This window comes from Pseudonocardia lutea (assembly GCF_042658055.1).
GTDB lineage: Bacteria > Actinomycetota > Actinomycetes > Mycobacteriales > Pseudonocardiaceae > Pseudonocardia > Pseudonocardia lutea.
The window spans coordinates 187,297-201,769 of record NZ_JBHSQK010000007.1; the positions used below are offsets into that span (position 1 = coordinate 187,297).

Consider the following 14,473-nt stretch of genomic DNA (forward strand, 5'->3'; position numbering starts at 1 on the left):
GGTCAGCTCCTTCCGGTCAGAGCGGGGCTGGGCACCGCGGCGGTGCGAGAGGTGGTGCGGGGGGTCTCGGTGACGCGCGCCAGGACGTCCTCCCAGTCGCGCAGGAAGCGTTCCACGCCGAAGCGCGCGAGCGCGGCCTCCCGCGCGGCCCGGCCCGCGGCCGCGGCCGCGTCCGGGTCGCCGACGAGCTCGGCGAGCCCGCGGCGCAACCGCCGCAGGTCGGCGGACACCACGCCGGCGGCGGGGGGCACGCGCTCCGGCGCCTCGGTGGTGCCGACCACCACGACCGGCATCCCGAGCATCATCGCCTCGATCAGCGAGAGCCCGAGCGAGGTCCAGCGCGCGGTGTGCAGGTAGACCCGGCGGCGGGCCAGCTCGGCGTGCATCCGGTGCTGGGGCAGGTCGCCGCAGCCGCGCACGCCCGGCACCCCGAGCGCGTCGCCGAGGCCGTCCGTGCCCATCCCGAACACGTCGACCGGGACGTCCGCGGCCAGCCGGGCGACGATGTCCGTGCCGGTGATCCGGTTGCGCCGCAGCGGTTCGTTGATGCAGGCGGCGGCCGCCGCCAGCTCCCCGGTGTAGCGGTGCCCGGGGTCGAGGACGCCGTGCTCCACCACGGTGGTCGGGGTGCTCCCGGCGTCCCACATCAGTGCGTTGAAATGCGTGACGTGCACCAGCAGCAGGTCGTCCCGGTCGGCCGTCGGGTGCCGGGTGGTCGCCGCGCCCTCCCGCGGGGCGTTGTGCTCCAGGTAGATCGCCGGCACGTCCCGGCCCGGCACCCGGCCCAGCCACTCGGCGGCCAGCTCGAGCTCCTCCGGCCGCTGCAGCACGACCAGGTCCACGTCGGACTCCGCGAGCTCGGCGGGCGCGCACTCCACAGCGGACGCCGGCCAGTCCCAGGCGGCGGGCCGCCCGCCGCCCCAGGGCCCGCGCTCGGGCAAGGTCGGCAGCAGGTAGCGGTGCGGCCCCTGGACGAAGGCCGTCGTCCAGGACCCGTGCACGTGCCAGATCAGGATGTTCACGCGGGGATCTCCTCCGTGAGAGGTCCGGTGCGGGGGGCGGATCGGGGAGCGAGCGACCGGACGGCCGCGACGACGTCGTCGGGCCGCACGGAGGCCAGGCAGGGGTGACCGGGGACCGGGCACGCCCGCGCCCGGGTGTCGCGGCAGGGGGCGTGCTGGTCGCCGAGCAGGACCTGCGGCACGCGGTAGGGCCGCCAGCGCACGGCGGGGACGACCGGCGCGAACAGCGACACGACCGGGGTGCCGACGGCGGCGGCGAGGTGGGCCGCGGCGGTGTTGCCCACGACGATCGCGGAGGCGCCGCCGATGATCGCCGCCAGCTCCGCCATCGTGGTGCGTCCGCCCAGGTCGAGGGCGTGCCCGCCGGCGACCTGCGCGGTGAGCTCGCGCTCGCCCGGGCCGCCCGTCACCGCCACCCGCCAGCCCTCGTCGGCCAGCAGCCGGACGGCCTCGGCCGCGTGCCCGGCGGGCCAGCGGCGGGCGTCCACGGCGGCGCCGGGGTGCACCACCACGTCCGCGACCCTCGGCCGGGCCGCCGACGGCAACCGGACGTGCAGGCGGCCGTCGTCGTCGGGCGGGAGCGGGTACCCGGCGGCATCGGCGATCGCGAGCATGCGCTCGGGCTCGGGCTGGTCCTCGTCGAGCGTCTCGCCCGGCCGCAGCCGCACGTCGAGCAGGGCGCCGGGATAGTCCACCGAGGCGCCGGTGATCCGCGGGACGCCGGCCATCCGCAGCACCAGGGCCAGCGGCAACGGCGACTGGTGGAAGGAGGTCAGCACCACGGCCTCGACGAACCCGGACAGGTCGCCGACCAGCGCGTCGATCTCCTCGCGGCGCACCGGGGGCGGGTCGCCCAGCACCCACGGGCAGGCCCACACGCGCACCTCGGCGACGCCGGGCAGGAGCCGGGCGGCCTCCTCCCCCGCGGGCCCGACCAGCATCGTCACCCGCGCCGAGCGCGCGATCGCCCGCACCGCGGGGCCGGCGAGGAGCACGTCCCCCGCGCCGTCGAGCCTGGCGACCAGCACCTCCCTCACGCGGCGGCCCCGAACGGGCCGTACATCAGGTGGTCGACGGCCCTGACCAGGTCGGGGGCGACGACGGGCGCCGCGTGGATCTCCTCGACGCGCGTCACCGGCGTCGGGACCAGCACGGCCGTGGCGCCCGCGGCGTGTGCGGCGCCGACGTCCGCACCGATGTCGCCGACCACCGCGACCCGGCAGGCCGGGACGCCCAGCTCGGCGGCCGCCGCCAGCACCATCCCGGGCGCGGGCTTGCGGCAGGCGCAGCCCTCGCCCGGGGCGTGCGGGCACACCTGCCAGGTGGCGAAGGGGCCGAGCCGGCGCTCGACCTCGCGGTTCACCGCGTCGACGTCCGACCGGCGCAGGAGGCCCCGGCCGATGCCGGACTGATTGGACACGACGCCGACGGGGATCCCCGCCGCGCGCAGCATGCCGAGGGCGCGGCGCGCACCGGGCATCGGCCGCACCGCGGACGGGTCGTCGCAGTACGGCACGTCCACCACGAGCGTTCCGTCGCGGTCGAAGAGGACCGCGGCGGGCGGTGTCCAAGCCGGAGTCATGGTGGACGAATCACCGCTGGGGATCAGGGCAAACTCCTCCTCCCTGACTACTACTCTCCGTAGTTGTCGTGACACTCCGCGAGATCCGGTGTTCGCCCGTCCTCCCCGGGTATCCACCTGGGATGTTCGAGAAGATCCGCGCCCTGTTCGGCCGGCCGTCCACCTCCGAGGACGACGTGAGCCCGGACACCCACACCGCGCGCTCCCGGGAGACCGGGGGGCGCCCCACCGAGCGCGGCGACGCCGCCTCGACCACCGGGACGGGGACCTCCGAGGAGTTCGTGGGCCGGTCCGCGGGCCAGGACGAGGGCATGGCCGGCGAGTCCGGCGCCGAGGCCCGGCAGGACGGGTAGGCGCCCCGACCGACCTCGGTTCGGGCGCCGGCCGTCAGCGGCGGCGGGCGCCGAACCAGGCCAGCGCGGCCGCCAGCACGTCCTCGGCGAGCGCGCCCGGCGTGTCGGAGCCGAAGCGGCGCGAGGCCGCCGCGCGGGCGCGCACGCCCAGCACCGCGGCACCGGCCGCCCCCGCCATCCCGACGAGCGCGGGCAGCGCCGGGTCATCGCCGTCCCGGCGGGCCATCGCGGCGGCGCTCGTGGAGCCCAGGGCCAGGCGCGGCACCAGACCCGGGGCGCCCAGCCGGCTGGGCACCGCCGGCTGCTTGTCCACCACGGCCTCCCCCGCGGCGAGCAGGCTCGCGACCGCGCCCGCGGAGCGCCTACCGATCCGCGACGCGAGGCCGGCGTCGCCGGGTCGCGAGGTCAGGGCCATCGCGGTCGTGCCGGCGGTGCTGCGCGCGCCGGAGGCCGCTCCGAGGGCCGCGGCGCGCAACAGCGTCGACGGCCGCGCGGGCGGCCCGGCGGGCACCGCGTCCGGCGAGCCGCGCTCCAGCCGGACGAGGGTGGCGTGGGTCGCGACGCCGTAGGCGAGGTGCGGAAGCACGTCTGCGGCCCAGTCCGCGGCCGACCAGGTCCGGGGGTCGGAGACGCGGGTGAGGGCGAGCGGGCCGTCCGTCGCGAGCATCGCCGCGGCGCCGAGCAGCGGGCCGCCGACCACGCCGGGCAGCCGCAGGCCGGCCGCCCGCAGCCCCCCGGCGACGGCCCCGACGACGACCCCGGTCGCGGTGCCCGCCAAGGGGCCCGACGCGGCCAGCCGGGTGCGGCGCTCCGTCCGACTCCCGGGCACGCCCACCCCGGCCCGGTCCGCGACCGCCGCCACCAGCCGCTCCGGCGCCCGGCTCGGCGTCCGTGGCCGCAGCACCGCGTCCACGCCGCTGACCGCGTCGAGCGCCGTGGTGCCGGCAGCGCCCGCCGTCACCCCGTTCAGGAGTCCCCGGAAGATCGTCACCGGCGGGGAGTACCCCGGACCCTGACGCTGAACCGCTCACCGTTCGCCGGCGCGGCTCGGTCAGCCGGCGTCCGCCCGCCCGGGGTGCGCGGTCCCGGCGGCCCGCCGCGCGTGCGCGGCGAGGGCCACCGCCACCGCCCGCTTGGCGTCGGTGTCGGACAGCAGGCCGAGGTGGCTGCCGCCGATCTCGACGTTCGTGGCGTGCGGGTCGCGGGAGGAGCGCCAGGGCACGACCCGGTCGCGGCGGCTGAAGACGGAGGTGAACGGCACGCCGACGGCGTCGCGCAGGGCCGCGCGGAACTCCGCGCAGCACGGGCCGCGCAGGCAGCCGAGGGTGGCGGCGCCGGGCAGCCCGATCGAGCCGGCGGCGCCGATCAGCGCGACGACGGCGACGACGGGCAGCCCGAGCCGGTAGAGGTCGAAGCCGGAACCGAGCGTGACCAGGCCGCGGACCGGGGCGCCCGCGGCGATCGCGGCGCGGGCGAACTGGCCGCCGCGGCTGTGCGCCACGACGTGCACCCCGTCGCCCCGGTCGGCCCGGGCGACGGTGCGGCGCAAGGCCTCCACGCTGCGCCCGCCGCACCCCATCCCCACGCCGACGGTGTGGAGCACGACCTCGTAGCCGAGCCGCTCGAGCCAGCGCTGCATCGGCCGCAGCCTGGCGTCCGTGGTGCCGAAGCCGCCGACCAGTACGAGGGAACCGCTGCCGCACCAGGCCCGGCGCAGCGGCGGATCCGGCTCGGCGCGGTGCAGGAGCGCGCCGCTGACCAGGCTCAACCGGGTCCCGAGGGCGGCGAGGGGGGCGAGCACCCCGCCCNCGGCGGCTCGACGGCGCTCGCCTCGGGAGTGCTCACCACCTCAGGCCGACTTCCCCGTGTCCTCCTTGCCGGAGAGGTCGCGCAGGAGCTCGTGGCAGCGGGCGGCGCGGCGGGAGTCCTCCTCCATCACCTGCTCGAAGAAGGACGCGACGTCGTCGTAGCCGGCGTTGCGGGCGTCGCGGACGTACTGGCCGTAGTCGTGCCCCGCCTTGAGGGCGTGGTACTGCACGGACACGAGGTCGTACATCACGTCGCTGAAACCGGTCTCCCCGGTCGCCATGGCGTTCACCTCCGGTCGTCGGATCGTGCGGACGGGGGGCGCATACCCGCGCCGGAGAGCGCGAACCTCGGCATCGCGGCCCTCGGACACCCTCTGCCGCAGGCGGAGCCGGGTCCCGGCACGGAGGAACCCTGCGGGTGGTCCACCCGCAGGGTTCCTCGTGCGCCGGGAGCACCACCTCCCGGCACCCAGGGCGCCCACCACGGCTGTCCAGCGCCCGGCTGTCCTGTGCCCCCGGGACGGCGGGTCAAACCCGCGGGCCCGTACCGGACCGGGCCGGCCAGGGCCCGCGGTGCAGCACCCCGCCGCGAGGTCGTGCGCCGCCGACCGATGAGATCGTCGGGGGTCGGCGGTCCACCGTCCGACGACACCGACAGGCGGGGCGGGAGCCCCGCCCGACCAGGAGGCGGGCATGGGACGCATCAAGGTCCACGAGTTCACCACCCTCGACGGCGTGATCGGCGCACCGATGTGGACCATGGACTACGAGTTCACCGACGAGCTGGGCGCCGAGATCGGCGGCTTCATGGCCTCGTGCACGGGCATCCTGCTGGGGCGCACCACGTTCGAGGAGTTCGGGCCGGCGTGGTCCAGCCGCACGGCGGAGGACGACCCGGGGGCGCCGTTCTTCAACGACTCCCCCAAGTACGTCGTGTCCGGCACGCTGCAGACCGCCGACTGGAACAACTCGACGATCATCGGCAAGTACGACCCCGCGACGATCCGCGACCTCAAGGCCCGCACGGACGGCGACCTCTACGTCAGCGGCAGCGGCACCCTGGTGCGCGCCCTGCTCGACGACGGCCTGCTCGACGAGCTGCACCTGTTCGTCTACCCGGTCGCGGTCGGCGAGGGCCCCCGGCTGTTCCCCGAGGGCGGACCGCGGCGGGCCATGGCCCTCGCCGGGAGCCGTGGCCTGGCCAACGGCGTGGTGCACCTGACCTACACCCCGGCCGGCTGACTGCGGGTCACCCCGGCCGCTCCGCCCTCCCCAGCTCGACGAACCGGAGCACGAGGGCCAGCTGCGACCGGTAGTCCACGGTGTGCGGGGCCCGCTCATGCCTGCGCCACAGGGCGTTCAGCTCCGCACGGGTGAGCCCGTCGGCCTTCTCGAGCACCGCCTGCACCTCGGTCTCGTCGACCGGCCGGCCGCGGAGCTCGGCGAAGGCCCGCACGAGCGCGGCACGCTCGGCCTCCGGCGCGTGCGGCGGCCGTGTCCTCTCGAGGCGGCGGGCGTCCACGCGGCCAGGTTAGGTCGGGGGTCCGACGAAAACGGTCGCCCGAGTGCTCCGCCGGCGCTGTGCGGCAACCCCTGCCGCACGGCGCCGGCCCTCACAGGTGGGTGAGCAGGGGTCCGATCACCGGGTCCCACAGCACGACCGCGGACGAGGCGATGACGCCGGAGGCCGTGAACGGGTCCTTGTCGATCAGCTCCTGCACGTGCGCCTTGTCCGGCCCGCGGAACAGGAGCAGTGCCCCCGCCTCCTCCTCCGGCCCGAACGGCCCGGAGAGCAGCAGCGACCCCTGGTCCGCGAGGCCGCGCAGGTAGTCGCGGTGCTCGGAGCGGACGGCGTCGCGGGTGGCGGTGTCGTCGGTGTAGCGGTACGTGACGGCGAAGACGGCCATCCCCGGATCCTGCCGCGTCCCTCCGCCGGGGCCGGCGCCGGCCACCGGTCGGGCCCTCAGGAAGTCGAACCGATGTTCGATGCTCTGGTACCGTGGTCGGCGCGGTGGCCGGGGTAGGGGAAGTACCCCGGCCACCGTGTGACCGGGAGCGCGATCTTGCACGATGTGCATCGCTGGCTGGAGCGCCGCGGCGAGTGCCCCTTCGACCCCGCTCCGGGCCTGGAGCGCCGGCGCGGCCAGGGCGGAGGAGGTGGCCGAGCGGGCCGCGGCGGCGGAGCGCGGCTCGCCGCTGTGCCCGGCGCCGATCGAGGCGCGCCAGGACGGCATGTTCATCCTCATGGACCCCCCGGAGCACACGCGCATCCGGCGACTCCTGACCGGACAGTTCACCGTGCGCCGGATGAAGGCTCTCGAGGAGCGGATCACGGAGATTGCCGTCGAGCACATCGAGGCGATGCGGGCCGCGGGTTTCGAGGCCGACCTCGTCCCCGCCTACGCGCTGCCGCTGCCGTCGCTGGTGATCTGCGAGCTGCTCGGGGTCGAGCGCCTCACGGTCGAGCAGATCGCGTCCGAGGCCGACATCGCCCTGCGCACCTTCTTCAACCACTTCTCGAGCAAGGAGGAGGCGGTCGTCGCGGCGGCGGCCGCCGGGGCCGAGGCCCTCGTGGCGGAGTTCCGGGCCCGCCCGCCGGGCGAGTTGGTGCTGAAGGCGCTGCGCGAGGCGGTCCTCGTCGTCATGGACCGGCACGACGCCGCGGGTCGGGACCCACCTCGTTCGCCCACCTCGGAGCGGGCCTGGACCGCGGCTGACCGGCGGCCGGGTCAGCGGTCGGTCTCCGGTCGTTCGCCCCGCTGCACGATCGGCAGGCGCTCGACCGCGCCGGCGAGGCCGGCGAGCGCCCGGTCGGCGGCGTCCAGCCGCCCGGTGAACCGGCGTGCGGTCAGCTCGTCGAGCCGCTGCAGCTGGTCGCGCGTCCGGTCGAGGACGGTGAGCGGGAGCGCGGAGAGGGCCTGCCCCGGCGGGCGCCGGGAGACCGTCGGGTGCGGCCGGGTCGGGGAGATCCGCCGCACCACCTCCCAGGCGAGCCCGAGCCCGCGCAGCTCCCGCGGTGTCAGCTCGCCCTGCAGGCGTGGCAGGAGCTCGTCCTCCTCGCTGCGCACGTCGTGGTCGAGCACGGCGATCGTGCGCTCCAGCAGCTCGGCGTGCCCCGGGTCGTCGGCCGAGGAGCGGTCCAGCCGCGTCATCAGCTCGTCGACCTCCTGGTGGTCGCTCTCGATCCGCACGGTCAGCGGATCGCCCTCGGGGAGCACGCGGCGCGCCGCGGGGAACAGCACGGCCTCCTCGGCGAAGGCGTGGGTGAACACGAGCCGGGCCATGGCCCGCACCGCGCGGGCGTGCTCGGGGCCGCCGTCGTGCAGCGTCTCGCGGGCCCGCGCCGTGAGCGCGTCGAGCTCCTCGTGGTCCGCGCGCTGGCGCGCCAGGATGCTCAGCCGCCCGCCCAACTGCGCCAGGCTCTGCGTCGCGATGGTCGTCGGCGTCGGCGCCGCCATCCGTCCTCCCCTCACCGCGGCCGGCGGTGACCCACGAAGATCTACGACGGGTCCGCCGGCCGGTTCTCGCCCTGCGGCTCGTCCGGCTTCCGCGAGTAGCGCCGCCAGCGTTCGACGTGCTCCCGCTCCTGCCGCGCGGTGTCGCGCGCGTGCGCCGCCACACCCCGGAGTCGCTCCGCGTCGTCCGGGCGCAGCCGCGCGATCCGCTCGAACACGACCGCCACGGCCTCCTCGGTCTCGATGCGCTGCTCGGCGAGGTCGGCCACCTCCCCCGCGACGCGGGCGCCCTCCGCCCGCAACCGGTCCGTCCGACGTCTGCGCCGCTCGGCGTCGTCCGTGCCGGCCCGGTCGTCGGCCACGTCGGACGGGTCCCTCTCGTGCGAGTCCGCCATACGCCCCTGTGCCCCTCCGGCGGCGCACGAAACCCGGCCATCCCGACGGCTCCCGCCCGCGCCGCCCCGTCGGCTACCGCCCGCCGACCTCGGCGCACCCGACCAGGTCGAACCCCCCGACCAGGTCCAGCAGCCGCCGCACCCCGCCGGGACCCGGCCCCACGACGAGGGAGATCCGGCCGCCGTTCTGCTCGATCTTCTCGCGGACCTGGGCCAGGCAGCGCAGGCCGCACGCGGCGAGGAAGCACACGGCGGTCAGGTCGACGACGACCGGGCCCGCGGCGGGATCGTCGGCGACCTGCGCCAGGACCAGGGCGAGGTCGTCGCAGTTGCGGAGGTCGATCTCGCCCTCGACCGTCACCACGGTGGCCGCCCCTGGCTCGGCGGCCTGCCGCACGACGAGCCCGGGCAGCGCCCGGACGAACACGGCCATCTGGGCCCCCGATCCCCCGGGTCCACGAGCCCGGTCCATGCCTCAGGGCCTTCCCGACCGGCCGAGCGACAAACGTGCGGGCTCCCCCGCGCGCTGCGCCGGGGCGGATCTCGTTGCAGCACACGTCATCGACGCCATTTATACCCACATCGATGTCCTGTCAAGCCGTTGCACGACGGAGTGATGCCGATCACCATCGGAGGTCCCTGCCGTCGGCCTGGCGAGGAGCTGCACGTGATCCCGATCATCGAATTCGTGCTGGGCGTCGCGGTCCTGGTGTACAGCGCCGAGAAGTTGATCGGCTACCTGGTGGGGATCTCCAGCAGATGGGCGATCTCGCTGTTCCTCGTCGCCGTCGTCTTCACCGGGATCGAGTTCGACGACCTCGCGTTCGGGGTCGTGCTGAACGTCGAGGGCCTCCAGCAGGTCGCCCTGGGTACCGTGATCGGGACGACGGTCGCGATGACGGGGATCGTGCTCGCGCTGGCGGCGATCATCGCCCCGTGCCGGGTCGACGTCCCCAAGGACTACCTCGTGCTGTTCGTGGCGGCGCCCGTGGTGATGTTCGCCCTCGCCCTGACCGGGGTGCTGACGCTGCTGACCGGCGTCGTGCTGCTGGTCCTGTTCGTGGCGTTCGTGGGTTGGATCGGCTACCGGGAGTACGCCTCGCGGCGTCCGGTCTTCCGCAACGCGGAGCTCTACGAACAGCTGGAGAAGGTCGGCGCGGGAGGGGGCGGGACGACCACGACGACCTCCGGCGGCGCGGGCGCGCCACCGCCCGACGGCAACCGCGAACCGCACGGGTCCGCCGGCTTCGACCTCCCGGCCGACCTCCGCGTCGACCAGGGCTTCCTCAAGGCCCGCCGGCACTCCCCCTGGAGCAGCCTCGCGCTCGCCGTGCTGGCGTTGATCGGGCTCGTGATCGGCGCCTTCGTCGCGGCCCGGGGCACCGACGGCGTCCTCGACACCTTCGAGATCGGCGGCACCGTCTTCGGCGTCACGATCGCCACGCTGGCGCTGTCCCTCGAGGACATCTTCCTCACCGTGGAGCCCGCCCGCCGGGGCGCGCCGGAGATCGGCGTCGCGAACGTCATCGGCAGCGTCGTCTTCTCGGTGACCGGCAAGCTCGGGATCGTCCTGCTCGTGGGCGGGATGATCACGGTCGATCGCGAGGTGCTGTCCTGGCACCTGCCGGTCCTGCTGGTCATGACGGCGCTCTCGGCGCTCTTCCTGGCGACGGGGCGGCTGCGCCGCTGGCACGGCATCGTGCTGCTCGCCCTGTACGTCGCCTACTTCGTCGTCAGTCTGGTCGTCTTCGGCGAGGTCCCGCTCGACAGCGACTGAACCGCCGGCGCGCCGGGCCCCGCGCCAGCGGACACCCCACGAAGGAGCCTCCGCAGTGTCGACGAAGGACCGTGTCGGGGCGGCGCTCGCGATCGCCGCCGCCGTCGCCGGCCTCGTGCTGGTGTTCACGGGGCCCGGCGCCGGGAACGAGCGTCCGGGCAGCCCGCCACCGACCGGCCAGGTCGCTCCGCGGCCGGGTGGCCAGGTGCAACCCGCACCTGCGCAGGAGCGACCCGCACCGGCACAGGACCAGCAGGACGACGACGGCGACGACGGCAACGACTAGGAGTGGCGTCCTCCGAGCACCTGGCGGGCGGCGGGTCCCCTACTTCTCGGCGGCCGCCTCGCGCATGTCGTCCGCGGCCTCGTGGTCCTCCTGCGCGGCCCGAAGATGGGCCCGGCTGCGGTCGGTGCGCTCGTGCTCCTCGAGCACGTCGGCCACGTGCTCGTGGACGCCCGCGGACTCCTCGTGGCGGTCGGCGGCGCGCCGGTGTGCCTCCGCGGCGTGCTGGTGTGCCTGCTCCGCGTGCGCGTGGGCCTCGGCCGCCGCCTCCCGGGTGGACCCGTGACCTTGCTCCGCCCGCTGCGCGATCTCGGCGCGGCGCTCCTTCAGCTGATCGATGCGCTCATCGATCTCGCCGCGGCGACGACGCAGGGACGTGGTGAGAGCGTCCGGCTCGTCGCTCGTCCCTCCGGGGCCTTCGCTGCGGTCGGTGTCGGCTGCCACGTGAGACAGCGAACGCCGTCGATCACCGCTCCGCAACCGCTGGCGCACGCACTCCGACATCCGGACGGAGCTCCGGGTTGGTTCTCGCAGCGGCGGGGATATCCCTTGGGTCACCTCGCACGTGTCGCGGACGAGGGCGACCGTGAGTGACGGTGGTGACCCGACGCGGGCCAGGCGGCGGACCGGGTGGTCGGGGTCCGCGCGACCGGGGAGGGAGAGTTGATGGCGAGGCGACCGCGATCCCGGTTGGCGATACAGGAGCTCCTCGAGGCGGTGGAGGGGGCAGCCCCCGTCGACGCGGTCGACGCGGTCGCCGACCAGCTCGCCGAGCTGTTCGGAGCGCGCCGGGTCGCGTTCCTCATCGCCGACATGAGCGGGCGCGCGGTCGTCCGGCTTACCCGCAGCCGTGACGGGGGCCGGAGCGGTCACGACGCCGACGACTCCGAGGAGATCCCCCTGGAGGGCACGGTCTACGACCGCGTGCTGCAGTCGCAGGAACCCGTCGTCGAGGAGGAGGGGGAGGACGCCGGGCAGGACTCGGGCGAGGTCCGCGTCATCGTCCCGGTCACGAACCGCGGTGACGCGATCGGGGTCCTCGAGATGACCCTGCCGGACCGCCCCGGCCGGGACGTCCTCACCGAGCTCGCCTCCGCCGGTCGCGTGCTGGCCTACATCGTGATCGCCGGCCGCCGCTTCACCGACCTGTACGCCTGGGGTCAGCGGACCACCCCCTGTCGGTCCCCGCGGAGATCCAGCACCGGCTGCTGCCCGACGCCTACACCTGCGAGGCCAGCCAGTTCACCCTCGCCGGCTGGCTGGAACCCTCGGCCCGGATGGCAGGCGACACCTTCGACTACATCCTCGACCGCCGCACCGTCCAGCTGTCGATCACCGACGCCGTCGGGCACGGCCTGGACGCCGCCATGCTGGCCACCCTGGCGGTGGGCAGCCTGCGCAACAGCCGCCGCGCTGGCCGGTCGCTCTCCGGCCAGGCCGACGACGTCAACGACGACCTGGTCCGGCACAGCGGGACCGGCGAGCTGGTCACGGGCCAGATCGTGCACATCGACCTGGAGGCCGGACGGGCGGGGATCGTCAATGCGGGACATCCGCCGCCGCTGCGGCTGCGGGACGGGAGCGTCGGTGAGGTCGAGCTCGCCGTGGACATCCCGTTCGGGATCGACCCGACCTGGCCGTACCGGGTCCAGGAGCTCGAGCTGCAGCCCGGGGACCGGATCGTGTTCCTCACCGACGGCATGCTCGAACGGGACGCCGCTCGCCTGGAGCTGGCCGACGTGCTGCTCAAGACCCGGAGCGCTCATCCGCGGGAGGTCGTGCAGTTCCTCGGGGCGGCGGTCCTGGAGGCCACGAACAGCGACCTTCGCGACGACGCCACGGTGCTGTGTCTCGACTGGCACGGGGGCCCGCCCCGGCGGCGCCGCAGCAGCGGCGGTGCCGACGAGAGCACGAGCCGAGGGCTCGCCGGGCCGGCGGTGCCGTCCGCACGAACTCAGCGGCGCTGATCGTCGCGTTGCTCCGGGAGCCCCGTCTGATCCCGTCGGCCCGCGAGAAGGCGCCTGCTGTCGGCGATGCGCCCACGGGTCTCGGCCACGACCCGTCCGACGACGTCGGACACCTCCCCGGCGGAGGCCTGGCTGGACTGCAGCTCCCGCCGGATCACTCCGAGATCGTTCCGCAGGCTGACCCTTTCACGGTCGATGGCCGACTCCTCGCGGTCCGCCGCGGACCGATCCCGGTCCGTCGCCGAGTCCCGCCGGTCCTCCGCCGCCGCACGCCGATCGCGCGCGGACCTGCATCGATCATCGGCCGCCGCACCCTGGGCCGCCGCCTCGCGGTGGACCAGGGCGATCACCTCGTCCAACAGCGCCCCCAGCGCGGCCCGGTCCTCCACGCTCCTCGTCACGTCGTCGGGTCGATCGAGTCGATCGAGCCGGTCGAGCCGGTCGAGCCGGTCCAGCCGACCGAGGATCTCCCGGCGGAGCAGCCGGAGGCGCTCGACCAGGCCGTGCAGCCGGACGCTCGTCTCGGCGTCCCGCTCCCGAGCGGCCCGGTCCCGGCCCTCGGCCTCGACGTCCCGCGCGACCGAGGCCTCGTCACGCTGGTCGGCGGCGTCGTCGCGGGCGCCGGCCACGTCGTCCCGCCGATCCGCCACGGCGCACGGATCCCGCAGTTCGTCTGCTCCGTCCACGAGCTCAGCTCCTCCGCTCCGAGACCCCGGAGACCAGGCCCGTCCACGGTAGTCCTCCGGGCCGTCACCGGGGCGCACGTGGGGGAGGTGGCGGCGGGGCGGGAGATTCGGCGGTACCTCGTCGGCGCTGCACCCGGCGGCGCAGATTCGTTACCGTTCGTTGGTGGGTGACAGGAGTGAGGACCTCGCACGGCTCTTCGTGGGCATCGCGCGCCACCTCCACGCCGGGGACGACCCGACCGCGACCCGGGAGCAGATCACCCTCGCGGCCGCGGCGGTCGTCCCGGGCTGCGAGCACGCCGCGATCTCGTTGGTCCGGCGCAACGGGGCGATCACCACGGTGGCGGCGACCGACGACGTGCCGGCCCAGGTCGACGCGTTCCAGTACGAGACCGGCCAGGGCCCCTGCCTGGACGCGGTGGAGCGCGAGCAGCTGTACCGCACCGGCGACCTCGCGAGCGAGACCCGCTGGCCGGACTTCGCCCGCCGGGCCGCGGAGCGCACCGGCGTGCGCAGCATGCTGTCCTTCCGTCTCCTGCTCGACGAGCACGTGTACGGGGCGCTCAACCTGTACTCGCGCCGTCGTGAGGCGTTCGACGACCACGCGGTCGCCGTCGGCGCGATCCTCGCCGGCCACGCCAGGCTCGCCCTGTCCCACAGCCACGAACGGGAGAAGAGCAGGAATCTCGGCGAGGCGCTGGACAGCAACCGCGACATCGGCGTCGCCGTCGGCATCCTCATGGCCTCCCGCGGGCTCACGCGCGAGCAGGCGTTCGACGTGCTCCGCACCACGTCGCAGTGGCTGAACAAGAAGCTCCGCGACGTCGCCGAGGAGGTCACCTACACCGGCCGGCTCCCACCGACCCCGCAACGGTCCAACCCCCGTTGATGCCCCGGTCCGGCGTCGGGGCGGCGGGGAGCGGGAATGCGCTGCTCTGCGCACTGCGCAGCGGCTCACGACCGGCGAAGGAAACGTGGAGGAGAACGGGCGGGGCCGTGCCTGCAGGCCGGATCAGACCTGTGATCTGGGGAGAAGCTCCTCCGACTGGACTCGAACCAGTAACCCTGCGATTTACTTCTGCCAGTTCTCGACGCTTGCCAGGACTGCTCAATACTGGCTCTGAGCTGCATGTATCGTCGACCAG

General features: G+C 75.1%; 19 protein-coding genes and 2 pseudogenes. 8 read left to right on the forward strand and 13 right to left on the reverse strand.

All coding sequences use genetic code 11. The features are described 5' to 3' along the window. Positions 1-2: 2 nt before the first annotated feature. Genes ACFQH9_RS03845 through ACFQH9_RS03855 form a run of 3 tightly spaced genes read right to left on the reverse strand, consistent with a single transcriptional unit; the run spans position 3 to position 2,604 of the window. Entirely contained in the window at positions 3-1,022 is a 1,020-nt protein-coding gene (locus ACFQH9_RS03845) for a glycosyltransferase (protein ID WP_379564238.1), read from the reverse strand. After that, complete coding sequence (locus ACFQH9_RS03850; protein WP_379564240.1) at positions 1,019-2,059, reverse strand: glycosyltransferase family 9 protein; 1,041 nt, start codon at positions 2,057-2,059, stop codon at positions 1,019-1,021. Before ACFQH9_RS03850 ends, ACFQH9_RS03845 begins: the two co-directional genes overlap by 4 nt. Continuing rightward, positions 2,056-2,604 (reverse strand): D-glycero-alpha-D-manno-heptose-1,7-bisphosphate 7-phosphatase, encoded by a 549-nt coding sequence (locus ACFQH9_RS03855; protein ID WP_379564242.1) that lies wholly within the window; start codon positions 2,602-2,604, stop codon positions 2,056-2,058. The genes ACFQH9_RS03850 and ACFQH9_RS03855 overlap by 4 nt, the downstream gene beginning before the upstream one ends. A 122-nt stretch (positions 2,605-2,726) precedes the next feature. Between ACFQH9_RS03855 and ACFQH9_RS03860 the strand changes: the two genes are divergently transcribed. Further along, positions 2,727-2,957: a hypothetical protein gene (locus ACFQH9_RS03860; protein ID WP_379564244.1), complete on the forward strand. Its 231-nt coding sequence runs from the start codon at positions 2,727-2,729 to the stop codon at positions 2,955-2,957. A gap of 34 nt (positions 2,958-2,991) precedes the next feature. Here ACFQH9_RS03860 and ACFQH9_RS03865 read toward each other — a convergent pair whose 3' ends face one another. The 3 genes from ACFQH9_RS03865 to ACFQH9_RS03875 all read right to left on the reverse strand — a co-directional run bounded on the left by ACFQH9_RS03865 (position 2,992) and on the right by ACFQH9_RS03875 (position 5,046). Beyond that, positions 2,992-3,948: a hypothetical protein gene (locus ACFQH9_RS03865; RefSeq protein ID WP_379564246.1), complete on the reverse strand. Its 957-nt coding sequence runs from the start codon at positions 3,946-3,948 to the stop codon at positions 2,992-2,994. A 60-nt stretch (positions 3,949-4,008) separates the two neighbouring features. Beyond that, the gene (locus tag ACFQH9_RS03870; RefSeq protein ID WP_379564248.1) at positions 4,009-4,758 is read right to left on the reverse strand and encodes an esterase/lipase family protein; all 750 of its coding nucleotides are present in this window, start codon (positions 4,756-4,758) and stop codon (positions 4,009-4,011) included. A 48-nt stretch (positions 4,759-4,806) separates the two neighbouring features. After that, on the reverse strand, positions 4,807-5,046 hold the full coding sequence (locus ACFQH9_RS03875; protein ID WP_379564250.1) for an acyl carrier protein: 240 nt from the start codon (positions 5,044-5,046) through the stop codon (positions 4,807-4,809). Between the two features lie 412 nt (positions 5,047-5,458). Between ACFQH9_RS03875 and ACFQH9_RS03880 the strand changes: the two genes are divergently transcribed. Further along, positions 5,459-6,007 (forward strand): dihydrofolate reductase family protein, encoded by a 549-nt coding sequence (locus tag ACFQH9_RS03880; RefSeq protein ID WP_379564252.1) that lies wholly within the window; start codon positions 5,459-5,461, stop codon positions 6,005-6,007. A gap of 7 nt (positions 6,008-6,014) precedes the next feature. Here ACFQH9_RS03880 and ACFQH9_RS03885 read toward each other — a convergent pair whose 3' ends face one another. Together ACFQH9_RS03885 and ACFQH9_RS03890 are read right to left on the reverse strand one after the other, a co-directional pair. Next, positions 6,015-6,287 (reverse strand): hypothetical protein, encoded by a 273-nt coding sequence (locus tag ACFQH9_RS03885; RefSeq protein WP_379564254.1) that lies wholly within the window; start codon positions 6,285-6,287, stop codon positions 6,015-6,017. Between the two features lie 91 nt (positions 6,288-6,378). Then, positions 6,379-6,672: a YciI family protein gene (locus ACFQH9_RS03890; protein WP_379564256.1), complete on the reverse strand. Its 294-nt coding sequence runs from the start codon at positions 6,670-6,672 to the stop codon at positions 6,379-6,381. A gap of 454 nt (positions 6,673-7,126) precedes the next feature. On the opposite strand from ACFQH9_RS03890, the pseudogene ACFQH9_RS03895 reads away from it, so the two are divergent. After that, a pseudogene (locus ACFQH9_RS03895) lies at positions 7,127-7,255 on the forward strand (hypothetical protein); the annotation flags it as partial. Positions 7,256-7,494: 239 nt separating this feature from the next. Here the strand turns inward: ACFQH9_RS03895 and ACFQH9_RS03900 are convergent. The 3 genes from ACFQH9_RS03900 to ACFQH9_RS03910 all read right to left on the reverse strand — a co-directional run bounded on the left by ACFQH9_RS03900 (position 7,495) and on the right by ACFQH9_RS03910 (position 9,048). Beyond that, entirely contained in the window at positions 7,495-8,223 is a 729-nt protein-coding gene (locus ACFQH9_RS03900) for a hemerythrin domain-containing protein (protein WP_379564258.1), read from the reverse strand. A 41-nt stretch (positions 8,224-8,264) separates the two neighbouring features. Beyond that, positions 8,265-8,582, reverse strand: a complete 318-nt coding sequence (locus ACFQH9_RS03905; RefSeq protein ID WP_379564260.1) for a hypothetical protein — start codon at positions 8,580-8,582, stop codon at positions 8,265-8,267. A gap of 106 nt (positions 8,583-8,688) precedes the next feature. Next, the gene (locus ACFQH9_RS03910; protein WP_379564263.1) at positions 8,689-9,048 is read right to left on the reverse strand and encodes an STAS domain-containing protein; all 360 of its coding nucleotides are present in this window, start codon (positions 9,046-9,048) and stop codon (positions 8,689-8,691) included. Between the two features lie 234 nt (positions 9,049-9,282). On the opposite strand from ACFQH9_RS03910, the gene ACFQH9_RS03915 reads away from it, so the two are divergent. Both ACFQH9_RS03915 and ACFQH9_RS03920 read left to right on the forward strand, forming a co-directional pair. Beyond that, the gene (locus ACFQH9_RS03915; RefSeq protein ID WP_379564265.1) at positions 9,283-10,392 is read left to right on the forward strand and encodes a sodium:calcium antiporter; all 1,110 of its coding nucleotides are present in this window, start codon (positions 9,283-9,285) and stop codon (positions 10,390-10,392) included. A 55-nt stretch (positions 10,393-10,447) separates the two neighbouring features. Next, the gene (locus ACFQH9_RS03920) at positions 10,448-10,678 is read left to right on the forward strand and encodes a hypothetical protein (protein WP_379564267.1); all 231 of its coding nucleotides are present in this window, start codon (positions 10,448-10,450) and stop codon (positions 10,676-10,678) included. 39 nt (positions 10,679-10,717) lie between these two features. On the opposite strand, the gene ACFQH9_RS03925 is transcribed toward ACFQH9_RS03920, so the two are convergent. Next, entirely contained in the window at positions 10,718-11,119 is a 402-nt protein-coding gene (locus ACFQH9_RS03925) for a hypothetical protein (protein WP_379564269.1), read from the reverse strand. Positions 11,120-11,341: 222 nt separating this feature from the next. Between ACFQH9_RS03925 and ACFQH9_RS03930 the strand changes: the two are divergent. Then, a pseudogene (locus ACFQH9_RS03930) lies at positions 11,342-11,677 on the forward strand (hypothetical protein); the annotation flags it as partial. A gap of 275 nt (positions 11,678-11,952) precedes the next feature. After that, a complete protein-coding gene (locus ACFQH9_RS03935) occupies positions 11,953-12,642 on the forward strand; it encodes a PP2C family protein-serine/threonine phosphatase (RefSeq protein ID WP_379564271.1) in 690 nt (229 codons plus the stop codon). Here the strand turns inward: ACFQH9_RS03935 and ACFQH9_RS03940 are convergent. Continuing rightward, positions 12,630-13,328 (reverse strand): hypothetical protein, encoded by a 699-nt coding sequence (locus ACFQH9_RS03940; protein WP_379564273.1) that lies wholly within the window; start codon positions 13,326-13,328, stop codon positions 12,630-12,632. The two genes, ACFQH9_RS03935 and ACFQH9_RS03940, sit on opposite strands and share 13 nt — an antisense overlap. A gap of 163 nt (positions 13,329-13,491) precedes the next feature. Between ACFQH9_RS03940 and ACFQH9_RS03945 the strand changes: the two genes are divergently transcribed. Continuing rightward, positions 13,492-14,217, forward strand: a complete 726-nt coding sequence (locus ACFQH9_RS03945; protein ID WP_379564275.1) for a GAF and ANTAR domain-containing protein — start codon at positions 13,492-13,494, stop codon at positions 14,215-14,217. Positions 14,218-14,473: the final 256 nt, after the last annotated feature.

Coding starts and splice junctions, on each gene's coding strand:
- ACFQH9_RS03855 (WP_379564242.1), bottom strand. CDS start 2,604: ATGACTCCGGCTTGGACACCGCCCGCCGCGGTCCTCTTCGACCGCGAC.
- ACFQH9_RS03860 (WP_379564244.1), top strand. CDS start 2,727: ATGTTCGAGAAGATCCGCGCCCTGTTCGGCCGGCCGTCCACCTCCGAG.
- ACFQH9_RS03875 (WP_379564250.1), bottom strand. CDS start 5,046: ATGGCGACCGGGGAGACCGGTTTCAGCGACGTGATGTACGACCTCGTG.
- ACFQH9_RS03880 (WP_379564252.1), top strand. CDS start 5,459: ATGGGACGCATCAAGGTCCACGAGTTCACCACCCTCGACGGCGTGATC.
- ACFQH9_RS03890 (WP_379564256.1), bottom strand. CDS start 6,672: ATGGCCGTCTTCGCCGTCACGTACCGCTACACCGACGACACCGCCACC.
- ACFQH9_RS03900 (WP_379564258.1), bottom strand. CDS start 8,223: ATGGCGGCGCCGACGCCGACGACCATCGCGACGCAGAGCCTGGCGCAG.
- ACFQH9_RS03910 (WP_379564263.1), bottom strand. CDS start 9,048: ATGGCCGTGTTCGTCCGGGCGCTGCCCGGGCTCGTCGTGCGGCAGGCC.
- ACFQH9_RS03935 (WP_379564271.1), top strand. CDS start 11,953: ATGGCAGGCGACACCTTCGACTACATCCTCGACCGCCGCACCGTCCAG.